The following is a 17,101-nucleotide window of genomic DNA, read 5'->3' on the forward strand; positions in this document are numbered from 1 at the left end:
GGCCCGGAGGGGCCGGCCGTCCGCGCCGCCGAAGCCGGCGCGGATGTCGGTGCCGCGCCCGCCGAGCACCGGCGGCACGGCGATGCCGCCGGCGACCGCGACGTACGCGCGGCAGCCCCGTGCGGCGCGGCCGAACCGGATCACCGTCCCGCGCCGCACCCATACCGGGCGCCGGAAGGGGAGCCGGCCGCCGTCCGCGGCCGGCTGCATTTCGGCGCCCGTCACCGCGATGAGCAGATCATCCGCCGCTTCCAGTTCGGCGCCGGCCAGCGTCATCTCCAGCGCGGCGGCTCCCTCGGGATTGCCGACGAGCAGATTCGCCGTCCGGAACGCGGCCTCGTCCATCGCGCCGCCCGCGGTGACGCCGATTGCGCGATACCCGGCTCTTCCGCCGTCCTGCACCGTCGTCAGCAGCCCGGGCGATCGGACGATGAGCCCCATCGGCGTCCCTCCTTCCGGATGCCGCAATCGGTCCCGGTACCGAAACCGAAAGCCTCACCGGCACCGCCCGCTCCCGACCTTCCGGAATGGCCGTCCAAGCCGCGCGCGCCGCCGCCGGGTGCCTTTCCTTCCCCATGAGCGCCTCCGCCGGGCTCCCCTCCCTCTCCGGGCGCGCCGCCGTCCGCAACGGGCACGAACCGGACGATATCGCCGGCGCGGAGCAGGGACGGCTCGGCGGCATGCGGATCGAACAGCTTGAGATCGGTGCGGCCGATGATCTGCCACCCGCCCGGTGAATCGAACGGGTACACCCCGGTCTGCCCGCCCGCGATGCCGACCGCCCCGGCCGGAACCCGGCGCCGCGGCACGGCCAGGCGCGGCTGCGCCAGCCGCTCCGGCAGCCCGCTCAAATACGGGAATCCCGGCATGAATCCGATCATCGCGACCGTGTAGCGCGCCGACGCGTGCGCCGCGATGAACGCGTCCGGGTCCAGCCCGGCCCGCTCCGCGCACGCTTCCAGATCGGGGCCGGCCGCGCCGCCATAACGCACCGGGATCTCGACCACGCGCGGCTTCGCCTCCGCGCCTGCATCGCCGCTCTCCAAAATGCGCCGAAGCGCCGATTCCACGTACGGCCATACCGCCGGCTCGCCGCCCGCGGCCGGCGCCCCCTTCGCGGCGGCCGAGGGGTCGTAGACGACCGTCACCGTATCGTAGGCGGGCACGACGTCGACGACCCACGGCAGCCGCGCCGCCTCGATCCGGGCCGCGCACGCCGCCGGACGGAATTCCGCCTCCGCTTCACTGCCTTCCCACATGGCCACAATCGCCCGGTCGCCCGCGGGCACCCATCGCATCATGCTTGCCTCCCCGCTTTTCTGTCTCGCTCCGTCTTGCCTGTTGCAACATCCACTTTACAGTTTCGGCTATTTTCGCCTTTCTGTCCATACAGGCCTGCGCCGCACCCCTCCGCTGCCGGTCCGCGCACAAAAAAACTACGCCTGACCAATTAACATACAGGGCCGTTGATCTAGCCTCGTACCATTTTGCAGCGTGACATGCATATTGCAGCACCTTCGGTTCGGTTCCGCGTGCCTCTGTAACGTGGTATCCACGTTATGGCAGCTTCTGCTTGGCTTCGCGCACCTCTGTAACGTGGTATCCACGCTACAGACGCTTCTGCTTGGCATCGCGCACCTCTGTAACGTGGTATCCACGCTACAGCCGCTTCTGCTTGGCATCGCGCACCTCTGTAACGTGGTATCCACGTTATGGCAGCTTCTGCTTGGTTCCGCGCACCTCTGTAACGTGGTATCCACACTACAGCCGCTTCTGCTTGGCATCGCGCACCTCTGTAACGTGGTATCCACGCTACAGACGCTTCTGCTTGGCTTCGCGTGCCTCTGTAACGTGGTATCCACGTTATGGCAGCTTCGGCACTGCCTTTGTTTGTTAATTGGTCAGCGGTAGAAAAAAGCCGGCACCACCGCGCGGTTCGCGGCATGCCGGCTTCAACGGGAGCGGCACGCTGCCCCTCCAACGAAACCCTTTCCCGTTATATCGCCATCCATGGCTTCTTTTTGCATCAGGCATTTTCATCCATAAAGCGTCCCCGTTTCGTTCCCCGCCCACGGGCCGCCCTGGCGCTGCAAGCACGGCACCGGCGCTTGACGCGTCCGCTCCGAACGCGCCACGCGCTTTCACGATTGCCCCCTGCACCTTGCGCGCCGGAACCTTGCTTACCCGTTCTCCGCCGGCAGCCCGGCGAAGCGCCGGATGATCTCGACCAGCAGGTCGTTGAGCGGGCGCACCTCGAATTCGCCGACCGCCGCTTCCAGATGGTCGTTGCCGATGCCGCTGTGGTCGGTCAGGAATACGTAAGTGCCGCCGGTCGCAGCCGCCAGAAAACGCATCAGATACTCCGTGTTCACATCGACGCCGCTCGAAGCCACCGGCACGATCCGGATGCCGAGCTCCGCCGCTTCCAGCGTCGCCTCGTGCAGTTCGTCGATGATCTGCGGCTCGTCCCGGGGCGGCGCGTCGCCCACGAGGAACAGCAGGCGCGTCCGCGCCGACCGCCGCCATTCATGCCCGCTGACCGCGTTCGTCAGCGCCTGTTCGACCGCTTCCGGATAGTCGCCGCCGCCTTCGGCCTTCTCTCTCGCAATGCGTCTCACCGCCTCGTCAATGTCGGCCGTGAACGGATATGGCTTGATGACGTAATCGTCATGGCGGTCCCGATAGAAATTGACGCTCACTTCGATATCAAGCTGCCCGGCGCCCTTGCGCGCGCGGTTGATGACATCCTTGAGCTCCTCCCGCAGAAAATCGATCTCGTCCTGCATCGATCCCGTCGTGTCCACGACGAACATGAGATCGACCGCGTTCGACGGCTCGGGCCGCTGTTCAAACGTAACGACGAGCGGCTTGTCGCGCGGGATCGGCACATGGCTGAACATTTTCGACTCGCCGCCCGCGCGCACCTCCACGTCGTAGCCGGGCTGCGCGCGGCTGGGCCTATCCTCGTACCGCCCCTGAGCGCGATCCGTCATCGAAACCTGGTCTTCGTTCACGCCCGGGTAATCCCGCTCGAACATCCGGGCATACGCATAGGCGCACCCGTCCATGTCCGTCTTCGTCCGCCAGACGAGCCGGCCGTCCGCGTCCTTCACGATGACGTCGGCGTCGGCGATCGGCTGCCCTCCCGCCTCGGCCCGGACGACGAGCCGGTCGAACCGGTAATAATCCCAGTAATATCTGTTGTCCGTGCCTTCGCCGCTCCGGAGCAGATTCAGCCAGTCCTCCCACTGTTCAACGTCGCGCCATTCGCCGGCCGTGAGCTGCCCCGGCGCCGCCTGCGGATTCCCGGCGATCCGGGATGTCCTTCCCCCCGCCTCGCCTTCCGACGCCCGGTCGGCCGAATCGGCGCGAGGATGACCTCCGGAAGAAGCCGCATCCGACGCCGAGCGAGGTCCGCCTGAAGCGCTTCCATCAGCCGCATTGTTCCTTTCCGAACCCGAGCAACCCGAAAGAATGACGAACAAAAGCAAAACCGCCGCCAGCAGCAATCGGTGCACACCGGCCGTGCAGACCGGGCGCATGCGTCTTTTTCCCGGCATACGCCGACCCCCCATGAAAATTTTTTAACCTCTAGACGCCGCCGGCTGGAAAAAGGTTGCGGTTCTCCAAAAACAAAACAAAGGCGGCTTCGCGGAAAATATCCCGCAAAGCCGCCCGGTTCAGACGCGCTCCAGACAGTATTTCAGCAGTACCGCCATCTCCAGATGCTGCAGCTCCTCCAGCAAGGCGCGGGCGCCGTCGCTGCCCCGTCCCAGAACCTGCGCCTCCACGGCGTCGACGAACAGGAACGGCTCCCACTCGCCCGCAGCCGCCAGCTTGCCGATCAATCGATCGGCTTCCGGCGCGCCGGCGCCCGGCCGGAACGAAGCCAGCAGATCACGGGCCGCGTCATGCAGCCGGCTCATGGCCGGATGGCGGCCGACGCGGCGGAACCAATATTTCGAGTTCCAGTAGTCGCCCTCCATCCGGTGCATGATGCCGTGCCAGTAGCTCCCCGTCGGATTCTCGATTCCCTGGGAGATCGTGTGCGAACGGTCGAGATTGCCGTTCCACAGCAGCAGGCCCGAGACGACCGCCTGCGCGTCCGGGTCATCGCCGGCTTCCGCCTGCAGCTTGCCGATCGCCTCGTCCGCCGTCCGGTCCGCCGGACCTTCGGGCGCAAGCGGCAGCAACGGCCTGCGCGCTTCAAGCTGCCGCATCCATTCTTCCGCCTTCGCTCTCAAGCTCATGCCGATTCCCTCCCCCGATGCCGGATCCAAGTCCGATGCAGCGCCTCAGCTGCGCACCGTCTCCACGGTCATCAGCCGGTCGTAGAAATCGACCGCCTTGTCCTTGTCCGGCGAATTGCGGAGCGCCATCGCCGAACGCGGATGTTCGTCGAGCAGCCCCGTGATCATGTACGGAATGATGTAGCCCCACTCTTCTTTTTCCCGGAGCGGAATCATATGTTTCTCGATCATCTGCAGCACCGGACGCACTTCGTACTTCGGATTTTTCAGCTTCGCGACGAGCAGTTCGGTCGGGCAGTTGCCCGCGGCTCGGCCCATGCCGTACACGGACGCGTCCAACAGCTCCACGCCTTTGCCGGCCGCAAGCAGCGTGTTCGCGAACGCCATCTGCAGGTTGTTGTGCATATGAGCGCCGAGCCGCTTGTTCGGCAAATATTTCTGGAACTGGTCGACCAGGTAATTGACGTCGTCGGGCAGCAGGCTGCCGTACGAATCGACAATGTACACGATGTCGACCGGGCTGTCCGCGATCGCCTTGAACGCTTCGATCAACTGGTTCTCCATGACGTTCGAGAGCGCCATGATGTTCAGCGTCGTCTCGTAGCCCCGCTGGCGGAACAGCTCGACGAGCCGGAGCGCCTTGTCCACATCCTGGATGTAGCAGGCGACGCGGATCAGGTCGAGCAGGCTTTCTTCGCGCGGCAGAATGTCATTCTCGTCCACGCGCCCGACATCGCAGAGCGCGGACAGCTTCGTCTCGCCTTTCTGCGGAATGACTTCGCGCAGGAACTTGTCGTCGAGGAACCGCCACGGCCCCGCCGAATCGGCGCCTTTGAGCAGTTTCGGCGAGTTCTTGTACCCGATCTCCATATAGTCGACGCCGGCTTCGTTCAACCAGCGGTACAGATCTTGCACAAACTCGACGCTGAAATCCCAGTTGTTCACGAGCCCGCCGTCGCGGATCGTGCAGTCGACAATCTTGCAGTGACCGGTGTTGGAAGTCATTGGCTTCTCCAGCTCCTTCGCGTTGCGATCTATAATTCCTCATCATACGAAAAAAATCGCCGCAACGCAAAGCTTTTCTGCAAAATTAAAGCACCGGTCCGCCGCAACGTACGCCTACACCCATACGCCGCCGCCCGACGCGGCCGCCTCGCGCCGGTACGCGTAATTCAGTTCGCACAGCTCCAGAAGCGCGCGTTTCGTGCCGCGCTTCGGCACCGTGATCCGCACGGACGCGCCCTTCATACGCCGAAGCCGCTCCGCCGTCCCGCGAACGTCTCCGATCCGGTTGACGATCAGCTCATCCGGGACAGGCGCCCCCGCACCCGCATAATATTCGACGATTGCGCGATCGTCCGGCATCCCGCCGATGCGCTCCGCCCCCCGATATTCCATCGCCGACAGCATGCCGCGCTTGATCCGGGCGATCAGCATCCCGTCCTCCCCGAGATACAGCACGTCCTGATCATGGCGCGTTTTCAGGTCGACGACCTGCGCGTCCGTCTCGCGTTCCAGCGCGCGGATCAGGCGCAGCAGCTCCGCCGCCCGCTCGAAATCGAGCCGATCCGCGCTCCGCTCCATCTCGGCCCGCAGCAGCCCGGCCAGCCCGCTGCCGTCTCCTGCGAGCAACTCCGCAACATACCGCGCCTGCCCCGCGTACTCCTCCTCCGTCTGCAATCCCACGCAGACGCCGCCGCAGCGGCCGAGGTGCCAGCGGAAGCAGACCTCATCCGGCATCGGATCGCATGTTCGAAGCCGGAAGCGATCGCTCAAAAATTCGGCGAGCGTCTTCAAACACCATTCGCCGGCGGGACCGAACCGGACGACGGCTCCGTCGTCATCCGGTTCCGGCCGGTCGCCTCTGCGGCTGCGAAAGCAGGCCCGCAGCATCGGATACGGCCCGCTCGTCAGCACCAGTTCGCCGAACCCGCTGTCTTCCCGCTTCAGGGCGCGGTTGACGGGCGGCTGGTGCATTTTGATCAGATGGTTTTCGAGCGTGAGGCTTTCCGTCTCGTTCGTTGCAAGGATGATCTCGATGGCGGCCACGTTTCGGACCAGTTCGCGGAACCGGGGGCTTCTCTGCGGCTGATGGAAATAGGAGCGGAGCCGGCCGCGCAGATTGACGGACTTGCCGATGTAGAGCACGCGCCCGTCTTCGCCGCGCATGATGTAACAGCCCGGCCGCTCCGGATACCTGTGCGGTTGAAATTCGAACGGCATCGCCGGCGCTCCTTCCCATCCACGATACTCCGCATTACGGTGACAACTTCGGCAACCGTTCTCCGCTCGCGTTGACGGCTTATCTCCCGACAGCTACAATCATACCAAAATCAAGCCGGGAAGGATGGTGCCGCATGTCGGAAATCTACGCCATCGAGGTCAAAACGATTGACGGCCGGAACATTGCCATGTCGGAGTACGAAGGACAGGTGCTGCTGATCGTCAACACCGCCACCCGCTGCGGATTCGCGCCGCAGTTCACGGGGCTGGAGGAGCTTTATCAGAAGTACAAGGATCAGGGGTTTGCCGTGCTGGGGTTCCCGTGCAACCAATTTGCCGGTCAGGAGCCGGGGGATGACGCCGAGATCGCGTCGGCCTGCTCGCTCAACTTCGGCGTCACGTTCCCGCTGTTCGCCAAAGTCGACGTGAACGGCCCGAACCAGCATCCGCTGTTCCGTCTGCTCAAGCGCCAGAAATCCGGTTTTCTCGGCTCGGAAGCCATCAAGTGGAACTTTACGAAGTTTCTCGTCGACCGCAAGGGCAACGTGGTCAAACGGTACGCGCCGACCGTGGAGCCGCAGAAGATCGAAGCGGATATCCGCAAGCTGATGTGATGGGCCATGCAACGGCTCGCATACGAGACAACGCCCTGGAACGAGATCACCGTCTTTGAGACGGGCGCCTTGTTCGGAAAGACCGGCCGGTTCCGCTGCCTCCGCTTTGCCGATGAAGCGGTGCAGGGAGCGATCGACCTCAGAGATCCCGGCCGGATCGTGCTGGAATATCCCCGGGCGCTCATCCATCTGATGGAGCGGAATGCGCCGGGATTCGAACGGGCGTTCATGATCGGCCACGGCATCGGCACCATTCCGGCCCGATACCCCGGCAACAAGTTCACGATCGCCGAGATCGACGAACGGGTCGTGGCGCTGAGCCGGGAATACTTCGGATACCCGTGGGACAATGTCGTCGTCGGCGACGGACGCGCGGTGCTGGATGCGGAGCCGCCGGCTTCGCTCGATGTCGTCCTGATCGACGCGTTCACGAAGGACGGCACGCCGCGTCATCTGACGACGGCCGAATGTTTCCGCATGGCCGGCCGCAGGCTGCGCGGTCCGGGCCTTGTGCTCCTCAATCTGGCCGGCAGGATGCGCGGCGACCGCCGCATCGCGTCCATCCACGCATCCCTGGCCGAAGCGTTCCGCCACACCGCCGCCTTTTTCCTGCCGGAATCGCCCGGCCGCGCGTACGGCAATGTGCTGCTTGCGGGCAGCAGCCGGCCGATCGCCTTCACCGCCGAAGCGATGGCCGGATTCCGTCCGTTCGCACCGGAACCGGGGTTCGTCCTGCGCGACCGCCCCGATTGAAGCGGCAGCCGGCCGGGCGAAGCCGGCATCACCCGTCCCGGGCGGCAGTTCCGGAATTCAGCGTTCCAGCTTCACGATGAGCACGTTGCTGAGCAGCCGGCCGGGCGTCGTCACATATTTCCCGTTGTAGTACAGACCGCTCGATGCGCCGCCGTCGAGGTTCATCGCCTGCCAGGCGCCCGCCTGGCGCATGATCTCCGCGAGCTGCGGAATCGTCGCCGCCGGGACCGTGACCAGCATCAGCTTGTGGTCGCGGGTAATGCCGAGGGCGCTGCGCGCTCCGCTGCTGGTCAGAATCTTCGGGTCCCGGAAGCGTTCGCCCTCGACGTCCAGATCCACTTTGCCGTCCCGCACAAGCCGCGGTCCCGCCTGGATCGCGCCGTCGATGTTCCCTTCCCGGATAAGCCCGGGCATATCGCCGCCATCCGCCACTTCCGCCAGGTTGTTCTTGTCATAGATGAACGTGGCGCGGACTTCGCCGGTGCCCCGGTTCAGCACTTCGCCGTCGTTCATGATCCATCCGTACGGCATTTTGATGTCCGATTCCGTATAAGCGTCGAAGAACGCGCCGTTGATCGCGACCATCGCGCCGTGACGCTCGGCGATGCTGCTCAGCGCTTCCGTCCGGCCGATCTTGCCGCCGGCCGGCACGACATCGAGCTCGACGCGCGGGTCCATGAGCGAGATGGTGATGATCTGCGCCTTGAACGACTTGCCGCCCACCTGGAACGTACGCGATTCATGGACGATCGGCGATTTGTCCGTCCGGATCGAGCCGAGCGGCACGACCGGAAGCCGGACATCTCCGTCCTGCTGCGCAATGCGCACCGCATTGATCTCCTTCTGCCATTCGACCGACAGCCCCAGGGCGGTGCCGACGAACCGCAGCGGGACGTAAGTTACGCCGTCCAGCGCGAACGGCGGCGCGTCAAGCGGCATGGCCTCGCTGCCGATGCCGGCTTCGGACCGGCCGAGATGCAGCACGATCTCCTTGCCTTCCTTGCGGAGGACGATCCGCTCCGCCTCCGGCTGCCAGTCGACCGCCGCTCCGGCGTATTCGCCCATCAGCCGCAGCGGGACGAACGTCCTGCCGGTATCCTCATCCAGATAGGCGAATTGTTTCGGTCCGGCCTGAAGGGCCGTGGCCGACGCGGCGAACATGAGACTTGCTGCGACGATTGCTGATGCAATTTTGCGACATCCGCTTCTGAGATATTCCAATTTTTTCCCACTCCATGTCATGTGTTGGTGTAGATTGACGGTATATATATCGGAAAATGCTTCCACGAAACTGAGACTTTCTTCCCGTTCGGTCGCCGCTTATGAGGCAAGCCCGCCTTCCGGCCGAGAAAAAAACCCGGGCATCCGGCAAATGCCGAATCCCGGGCTGTCCGAAAACTACGCTTCGATCGGTTTGAACGCGATCCAATCCACCTGGATGCCCGCCTTGACCGGTTCGACCCTGAGCTCGTAAAGCCCCGTTTCCAGCCGAACCTTCGCCAGTTTCCGCGGAATCCACTGGCCGGCCGTGCCATTCGTCTGCACCGTCGCCGTGAGCCGGCCGTTCAGATACACGTTGCACGCGCTCTGGGCCGTGAAGAACTCCGGCGACATGACGCCCGCCAGCATCCGGTATTCGCCGGACCGGCTGATCGAAAGCCACGCCGGGCCGTCCGCGGGCAGCTTGATCTGATGCTGCCCGTCAGCCGACTGCACCTTATCCGGCGAAGGCGCCTGCGCGGGATCGGCCGGAGAAGCTTCGAACGTCTTCTCGGGCTCCTGCTTGCGCCGGAACACCGGCGCCTGCATCAGGAAGCGGAGGATGTTCAGGGCGCTGCGCTGCAGTTCGCCGCGCGTCAGCTTGCCGGCCGCCAGCGCTTCCATCGTATTGTCGCCCATCGCGTTCGTCTCCGCGCCGTAGTTCGGCACGACCATGTACAGATCGTTCTGCGCGCGCACCATGGCCGCCGTATTCTGCCGGCTGGATTCGCCGCCTTCCACGGGATCGTTCATGCTCGCCCACCAGTCGGTCATGACGATGCCCTCAAATCCCCATTCTCCGCGCAGAATCGTCGTGTTCAGATCGTAGTTCGACGCCGTCCAGACGCCGTTGACCGGATTGTAGGCCGTCATGATCGCGTTCGCGCCGCCCTGCTTCACCGCGATTTCGAAACCGCGCAAATACAGTTCGCGCAGCGCGCGTTCCGAGACGACCGCGTTGACCTTCGTCCGATATTTCTCCTGGTTGTTGCAGGCGAAATGCTTCAGCGTCGCGTTCGAGCCGCCGCGCATGATGCCCCGCACGCAGGCCGCGCCGAACAGGCCCGTCACGAGCGGATCTTCCGAGAAATATTCGAAGTTCCGGCCGTTCAGCGGGTTGCGCCGCAGGTTCATGCCGGGACCGAGCAGCACGTCGATGTCGTTGCTGACCAGTTCCTTGCCTTCGAGCACGTACAGCTCTTCCACCAGTTCAACATCCCAGGTGGCCGCCAGCAGCGTGCCGATCGGCACCTGCGTCGCCTGGTGCCCGCTGTCCATGCGGATGCCCGACGGGCCGTCGGCCGTGCAGCCGATCGGCACGCCGAACTTCTGGAACAGCCGGTCGCTCAGGCCGCCGAAGGCGGAAGCCGTGCCCGGCGTAACCAGCGGGTTGATCATGCCTTCGCCGCGGACGAGGACGGCCAGGTCTTCGTCGGTCAGCTGGGCGACGAAGTCTTCCAGGCTCACCTTGCCCGCCTCGACATCCCGCAGCGTATAGCCGCGGTCGCCGGCATACGGAATCGGCTCGGGCAGCCGCTCCCGGATCCGCTCGGCGAGCGAAATGCGGCGCGTCGGCACCTCTTCGTATGCCAGCTCATACGTGCCGTCCGCCTTGCGCGCCCCCGGCTTCATCCGCTTGAACGGTTCGGTCGGCGCCAGCGCTTCTTCGAGCTGCTCCACGACAACGAGCTCGGGCACGGCATAGCCTTCCCCGCCCTCGAAGCGGACGGGGGCCGCGTCCCGGACGCTCGTCCCGGCATGCAGGACGTATGTCCCCGCTTCCAGCACGTAGGCGGACCGGTGCCCCGTCGCGCCGCCGTCGTCGTAGGCGGCCATTCGGCGCACCGGGAACTCGAGCACAAGCCGCTCCGACTCGCCGGGCCCCAGCAGCCGCGTCTTTGCAAACGCTGCCAATTCGCGCGCCGGACGGCCCAGCTTGCCCTGCGGCGCTTCGTAATAAAGCTGCACGACCTCCCGCCCCGCGTATTCCGTGCCGGTGTTGGTGACGGTGACGCCCAGGGAGATCCTTTTTTCTCCGTCCCGGATGGCCAGTCTCGCCTCTTCGGGCTCGATCCGGAACGTCGTGTAGGAGATGCCGTACCCGAACGGGAACAGCACCTTGTCCGGACAGAATGTCTCGAAATAGCGGTACCCGACGTAGATATCTTCCTGGTAATAATTCCGGAACTCGTCCCCGTAATTGCGCGTCGACGGGTAATCGTCGATCGACCGGGCGATCGTGTCGGTCAGCTTGCCGCTCGGCGTCACATCGCCCGCGAGCACGTCGGCGATCGCGTTGCCGCCTTCCATCCCGCCGTGCCATGCGTAGATGACGCACGGGATCGGATGCTTGAAGCGCCCGCTGTCCAGCCAGCTCATGTCGATGATGTTCGACACGTTGAGCACGACGGCCGTCTGCTCGAAATGCGCCGTCACCCGCTCCAGCATCGCCAGCTCGTCATCGGTCAGCAGCCAGCTTCCCGGTTCGATGACGTTGTCCTTGTCCTCGCCCGCCGTCCGGCCGATGACGACGACCGCCTTGTTCGACACGGCCCGGGCGGCCGCCACCAATTCGTCCGTCAGCTGCATTTCCTTCTGATGCCACGGCTCGGCCGCCCATCCGCCGCCGCCGTTGTCGAACGGGTTCTCCTCGATCCACCGCGCGTAGACGGACGCCAGCTCCTCGTTGACGCGAATCTGCTTCTTGCTCCGGAGGCCGTCCAGCAGATTCGTCGTGTACGGCACATTCACGCTGCCGCCCGATCCGGTGCCGCTGCGGTAATAGTTGATTTGACAGCGCCCGAAGACGGCGACGTTGTCGCCCGGCCGAAGCGGCAGCACCTGTCCGTCGTTCTTCAACAATACTGCGCCTTCCGCCGCGACCTTCCGACAGAATTCGGCGAATCCCGGCAGCGGGATGCCGTATTTTGCTGTGTCCAAAGCCGCCCCTCCCTGGTCAATTCATTAGATTCTGTTCGACACCATTATAGCAGATTCTGGTTGCAATGCCCTGTCCACCGGCGCGTTCATCCATTCGCTGACGACAGCCGCAAACGCCGGGTCGTCAATCTTATATGCTCGAAACGGCGGAAAAGCAGTGATCAGCATTTCTCCGCTGGACAGGTACTGAATCCTCACTTCTCCGCGGTTGTCCAGGCTGAACCCGCCCCCCCCAATTGACGCTGCCCGTTTGACCGGCCGCATCGGCCAAAAAATCGCGGACAGCCGTACACTCCGTCTTGATAAGGCATCTTGATTTCACGCCTCCCGCGGTCAGCTTTTGCTGACAAAGTCATCATATTCTGCGTACTTCCCGGGTTGATCAAAATCAGATACACTGCAAACGACAACATGCCATTGAAGGAGGCGTCCGGCATGAAACCATCCGCCCAACCGAATCCGGTCATGAATCCGGAAGACATGAACGCCGCGTTCGCGGAAGCCTGCAACTCCGGCAGCATCGAACGTGTGCTTGCCTTGTACGAACCCGGCGCCGTGCTCATTCAGCCGAACGGCAACCCGCTGCGGGGAACCGGGCAGATCCGGATCGAGCTGGAGGATCTGTTGCGGCAGAACGGCCGCATGGAATCCCGCAACGTCCACTGTATCCGCTTCGAAAACATCGCCCTGCTGCGCGGACACTTTGTCTTTCGGGCCCAAGGTCCGGACGGCCGTCCGATCCAGATGGAGAGCTGCACCTCGGAAATCGTCAGGCGGCAGCCGGACGGCACCTGGCGCTATATCGTCGACCATCCCTTCGGCGGCGGTCAGCCGTAACGCGCGAGGCCGGGACTCAGAGACCGAGCTCGCCGCGGATGCGCTCCTGGTTCTTCCGGTGATAGTCCCGCATGTTCCGCGGATAGGCGTAACCGTCGATCAGCGCGTCGATTGCCGCCTGGTCGCCCGCCCTGACCGACTCCCGGAGACGCGTGATATACGCGATGTCCCTGTCCCGCCTCCGCCGGATTTCATCGACATCCGATGTGCAGGCGCCGTGCCCGGGGATCAGCAGATTCACCCGGTGCCGGCCGAGGATCGGTTCCACCTTCGCGAGCGATTCCTCGTACTGCCGGCTGTCGGCATGAATGAACGGAAATTCGACATCGGACAGGTAGTCGCCGGCGATCCAGACGCCGAGCGGCTCGACAACCGTGAACAGTCCGTCCGGGTTGTGGCCCGGGCTCTGGTAGAAAACAAGGCGCGTCCCGCCGATCTCCAGCACAGCGCCGTCGCCGGAGATGACGTGATCAACGGCCGGGTAAGCGATCGGGTAGTCCCGGTCCAGATAATAGCCGTCGTCGAAGGCGCGGATCTCTTCGAGGATCTTTTCCCGCTCGTTCCCGGGCTTGGCCGCGAAGCTTTCGCTCGCGATAACGGAAGCGCCGGGGAAGGCGCCCCAGCCGAGAATATGGTCGAAATCCGAATGGGTGAACAGCAGATAGACCGGCCGTCCGTTCCGGATCGCTTCGGCATGCGCCCGGATCCGCTCCACTTCCCCGGGCAGCCAGCACGGGTCGACGACGAGCACCAGATCCTCGGTCGCGATCACCGCGGCATTCGTCTTGTACAATGCGCTCTGAAAAAGCTCCACCGCTGTACGTTTCTCTCCCACTCCATCCACGCTCCGATCCGTTTTCTGGCATTTTCTTTCAATGTTACCACCCGAAAAGCGGCCCCGTCCACCTGCACCCTCACCAAACGAAAAAAAGCCCGGAAATACAGGATTAAAATCCCTGTATTTTCCGGACTTCGCCGAACGATTGTCACGCCTGCAGCTGTTTCAATTGATAGAACTCCCCGCGCCGCTGCATCAGCTCTTCGTAGCTGCCGACTTCCTGGATGCGGCCGTTCTTCATGACGACGATCCGGTCGGCGTCGCGTATCGTCGACAGCCGGTGCGCGACGATGAACGTCGTCCGGCCGCGGATCAGTTCGCGCATCGCCTTCTGGACGACGAACTCCGAGATGTTGTCGAGCGCGGAGGTCGCTTCGTCGAGGAAGATGATGCGCGGATTGCGGATCATCGCGCGCGCGATCGCGATCCGCTGCCGCTGGCCGCCGGACAGCTTGCCGCCGTGCTCGCCGATCATCGTGTCCAGCCCGTCGGGCATGGCGGCGATGACGTCCTGCAGGTTCGCCATCCGGATGACGCGCTCGAGCTCTTCCTCCGACACATTCGTAAGACCATACGTGATGTTCTGGCGGATCGTGCCGGAGAAGAGCACCGTGTTCTGCGGCACGACCGCGATCTGCCGGCGGTAGGCGCGCATGTCCAGCTCGTCGAACGGCACGCCGTCGAGCAGGATGCGGCCGCTGGTCGGCCGATAGAAGCCGATCGCCAGATTGAGCACGGTCGACTTGCCCGCGCCGGATTCGCCGACGAGCGCAATCGTCTCGCCGGGCTTCACGTCCAGCGTGAAGCCGTTCAGCACGTGTTTGTCCGTATCTTTGTAGTGGAAGCGGACATTCTCGAAACGGAATTCGCCGCGGATGCTGCCCGGTACCTTCGTGCCCTGATATTCGTCCGTCTCGGTCGAGGCGAGCACTTCGGTGACGGAGTGAATCGACTCGAACCCTTTGGCGAACTGCGGATAGACGTTGATCAGGTTGTTGATCGACATCATGATCGTACCGAACAGCCCCTGGTACATGACGACGTCGCCGATCTGGATCCGGCCCTGATAAGCCAGCATGCAGGTGAACGTGAGACAGATGACCTGGAACAGCGTGAACGTCACCCAGCCCGAGGCGCCGAACACCGCTTCCGTGATGTCGAGCCGGTACCCTTTGCCGCGCAGATTGTAGAGCGTGCCGTTCACTTTCTCGATCTCGATGTCTTCGAGCCCGTGCGCCTTCGTCACCGGCAGCATCTCGACCGACTCGGCCACGGCGCCGGACATCTCCTCGATCTGACGCCGGAAGTCCCGGTTGCGCTGGCGGATTTTGTTGCGGAAGAAATAGACGAGTCCGCCCGCGAACGGCAGCAGCACGACGAACAGCGAAGCGACGGCCAGGCTCGTGGCGGCCGCGATCGTCACGGCTGCGATGATGTTCAGGATCGCCGGCACGAACGAATACATGACCTGCTTGCTGAGCAGTTCGATCTGCTCGACGTCCCGCAGCACTTTCGCCTGCATTTTGCCCGAGCGCAGCTCGCTGTGGTACGACATGGACAGATGCTGCAGCTTGCGCATCATCGTGCCGCGCAGCCCGGCTTCCATCAGCCGCGAGGAGCGGCTCATGAAGCTGACGTGCAGCGTCTGCGTGGCGACGTTCTGCAGCACGACGGCGAACAGGACGGCCGCGTCGATCCAGAACCACTTCAGATCGGCATCCGGCCGGCTGATGATGTTGATCATGTCCGCGGTGAGCACCGACATGATCCATACGGGCGAATGTTTGATGATGAAAAAGAGAAGCGACAGCAGCAGATTGATGCGCTGTCCCCGATAAAGCCTCCACAACGTCCTGAACGGCCGGCCCTTGCGGCCGCCCGCGTCCATGAACACGCGTTCGAAATCAGGCGTTTCCATGCTCCGTATGCCCATGCTGCCTCCCACTCCATTATCGGCGATGCCGTTCTCTGTCCGGAATCCTTCGCACAATTGTCACAATACGAGTCCCATTTTACCCCCGGTGCGCCTGCGCGTCTACTGCACAAGTCTCAGAAATCATGGATAAAATGCATGAAAATCCGCAAAAATCACCGGGGAACCCGGGAAGCCGACAGAATGAACGGTCCCGCTCCCGCCAGCGCCATCATGATCAGTCCCGTGAACATCGAGATGCCGTACTGTCCCATCCAGGCCGGGCCGCCGGCGATGGCGTCGTAGAGGATGCCGCCGATGAGCGGTCCGACGAATCCCATAAGTCCGGTGGCCGCCGCGAATACGGCGATATACATCGGCCGGTCCGCCTTCGGCGTATCGCCGATCAGGAAGGTGAAGTTCAGCAGATTGTATCCGCCCTGTCCGATCCCGAGGGCAATGTGGACCAGCACCAGCACGGCGAGCACGGGCAGGAACGCAAGCCCCGCCCACAGCAGGCACGCGAGCGCGATGAACGGCAGGCTGCACAGAAGCAGCGTGAAGGCCGGATACCGTGCGTTCAGGCTTCCCCAGGCGTAGTAGCTGATCATCATGACGATCATCTGGACGGTCGTGACGACCGTAACCGCCGTGTAGCTGACCCCGAGTATATCCAGCATGACGTAGGAGAACAGCGGCACGGCCGCGTTCTGGATCAGGATGAACAGCGCGATGAATCCGGTCGCGGTCATGAACGCCCGGTCGCGGACCGGCTTCAGCAGCCGGCCGACGCCGGATGTCTCCTGCGATTTCTCGAACGGCAGATTCGGATAGCGGAGCAGCATGATTCCGTTCCATACCGTGCAGATTGCCGCCGTCAAGTACAGGATGGCGAATCCGGCTGCCGGGGAACCGGCGCTTTCCAGAATTTGACCCGACAGGAGCAGCGCGATGCTGGCGAACGCCCAGTGCACCGTATTCCGCACGCCGAAATAGCGTCCGCGCACCTGCGCCGGGACCATGTCGCTCATGAGCGAAGACCAGACGACGCCGCTCACGGCGGCGCTGATGAACGAGCAGGCGAACAGCGCGACGAATGCCGGCACGCGCGCCGGCACCGGCAGCAGCACGGGAATCAGTCCGGTCAGCACCCAGAACATCCGGTGCAGAATCCCGGACAGCGCCATCCAGAATTTCCGGTTCTCCATCCGCTGCATGAAGAACGCGGCGAACACCTGCACGATGTTCGCGAGCGACTGGATGGCGAGCACGAGGCCGACCGCCGTCGACCCCGCCTTCAAATAAAGAAGGAAGGCGGTCAGAATCGGACCGCCCAGAATGTTGCCGATGATCGTGGCGGGAATGCCCTCGATCACCGACGTCTGCAGCCAGCGGCGCTGCTCGGTGGCGTTCCGCCGGAAGCGGAACGCCTTCAGAAACGCAATTTGCGGCATATCGATGCTCCTTCTCGGGT

General features: G+C 63.7%; 14 protein-coding genes. 3 read left to right on the forward strand and 11 right to left on the reverse strand.

The features are described 5' to 3' along the window. The 6 genes from KJQ12_RS19135 to KJQ12_RS19160 all read right to left on the reverse strand — a co-directional run. On the reverse strand, positions 1 to 441 hold a 441-nt coding region (locus KJQ12_RS19135; protein WP_425315993.1), incomplete at its 3' end, for a 5-oxoprolinase subunit C family protein. Next, positions 408 to 1,301: a 5-oxoprolinase subunit PxpB gene (gene pxpB, locus KJQ12_RS19140; RefSeq protein ID WP_244860697.1), complete on the reverse strand. Its 894-nt coding sequence runs from the start codon at positions 1,299 to 1,301 to the stop codon at positions 408 to 410. The genes pxpB and KJQ12_RS19135, both read right to left, overlap by 34 nt. Positions 1,302 to 2,180: 879 nt before the next feature. Continuing rightward, positions 2,181 to 3,560 (reverse strand): VWA domain-containing protein, encoded by a 1,380-nt coding sequence (locus tag KJQ12_RS19145; RefSeq protein ID WP_213487030.1) that lies wholly within the window; start codon positions 3,558 to 3,560, stop codon positions 2,181 to 2,183. A gap of 120 nt (positions 3,561 to 3,680) precedes the next feature. Further along, positions 3,681 to 4,250 (reverse strand): hypothetical protein, encoded by a 570-nt coding sequence (locus KJQ12_RS19150; protein ID WP_213487032.1) that lies wholly within the window; start codon positions 4,248 to 4,250, stop codon positions 3,681 to 3,683. 45 nt (positions 4,251 to 4,295) lie between these two features. Beyond that, a complete protein-coding gene (locus KJQ12_RS19155; protein ID WP_213487034.1) occupies positions 4,296 to 5,255 on the reverse strand; it encodes an aldolase catalytic domain-containing protein in 960 nt (319 codons plus the stop codon). A 114-nt stretch (positions 5,256 to 5,369) separates the two neighbouring features. After that, complete coding sequence (locus tag KJQ12_RS19160) at positions 5,370 to 6,473, reverse strand: GIY-YIG nuclease family protein (RefSeq protein WP_213487036.1); 1,104 nt, start codon at positions 6,471 to 6,473, stop codon at positions 5,370 to 5,372. A gap of 134 nt (positions 6,474 to 6,607) precedes the next feature. Here KJQ12_RS19160 and KJQ12_RS19165 point away from each other — a divergent pair, with 134 nt between their 5' ends. Further along, positions 6,608 to 7,087, forward strand: a complete 480-nt coding sequence (locus KJQ12_RS19165) for a glutathione peroxidase (protein ID WP_213487038.1) — start codon at positions 6,608 to 6,610, stop codon at positions 7,085 to 7,087. A gap of 6 nt (positions 7,088 to 7,093) precedes the next feature. After that, entirely contained in the window at positions 7,094 to 7,840 is a 747-nt protein-coding gene (locus KJQ12_RS19170; RefSeq protein WP_213487040.1) for a spermidine synthase, read from the forward strand. A gap of 57 nt (positions 7,841 to 7,897) precedes the next feature. Here the strand turns inward: KJQ12_RS19170 and KJQ12_RS19175 are convergent, their stop codons facing one another. Then, entirely contained in the window at positions 7,898 to 9,001 is a 1,104-nt protein-coding gene (locus KJQ12_RS19175) for a phosphodiester glycosidase family protein (protein WP_213487042.1), read from the reverse strand. A 237-nt stretch (positions 9,002 to 9,238) separates the two neighbouring features. Beyond that, complete coding sequence (locus tag KJQ12_RS19180; protein WP_213487044.1) at positions 9,239 to 12,040, reverse strand: glycoside hydrolase family 3 protein; 2,802 nt, start codon at positions 12,038 to 12,040, stop codon at positions 9,239 to 9,241. A 435-nt stretch (positions 12,041 to 12,475) separates the two neighbouring features. Here KJQ12_RS19180 and KJQ12_RS19185 point away from each other — a divergent pair, with 435 nt between their 5' ends. Next, complete coding sequence (locus KJQ12_RS19185) at positions 12,476 to 12,877, forward strand: YybH family protein (RefSeq protein ID WP_213487046.1); 402 nt, start codon at positions 12,476 to 12,478, stop codon at positions 12,875 to 12,877. Positions 12,878 to 12,893: 16 nt separating this feature from the next. On the opposite strand, the gene KJQ12_RS19190 is transcribed toward KJQ12_RS19185, so the two are convergent. From KJQ12_RS19190 to KJQ12_RS19200, 3 genes are all read right to left on the reverse strand, one after another. After that, positions 12,894 to 13,691 carry an MBL fold metallo-hydrolase gene (locus tag KJQ12_RS19190; RefSeq protein ID WP_244860698.1) on the reverse strand — a complete coding sequence of 266 codons (798 nt, stop codon included), beginning with the start codon at positions 13,689 to 13,691 and terminating at the stop codon, positions 12,894 to 12,896. Between the two features lie 172 nt (positions 13,692 to 13,863). Next, entirely contained in the window at positions 13,864 to 15,648 is a 1,785-nt protein-coding gene (locus tag KJQ12_RS19195; protein ID WP_213487050.1) for an ABC transporter ATP-binding protein, read from the reverse strand. A 155-nt stretch (positions 15,649 to 15,803) separates the two neighbouring features. Continuing rightward, complete coding sequence (locus KJQ12_RS19200; protein WP_213487052.1) at positions 15,804 to 17,081, reverse strand: MFS transporter; 1,278 nt, start codon at positions 17,079 to 17,081, stop codon at positions 15,804 to 15,806. Positions 17,082 to 17,101: the final 20 nt, after the last annotated feature.

This window comes from Thermobacillus xylanilyticus (assembly GCF_907165215.1).
Lineage (GTDB): Bacteria > Bacillota > Bacilli > Paenibacillales > Paenibacillaceae > Thermobacillus > Thermobacillus xylanilyticus.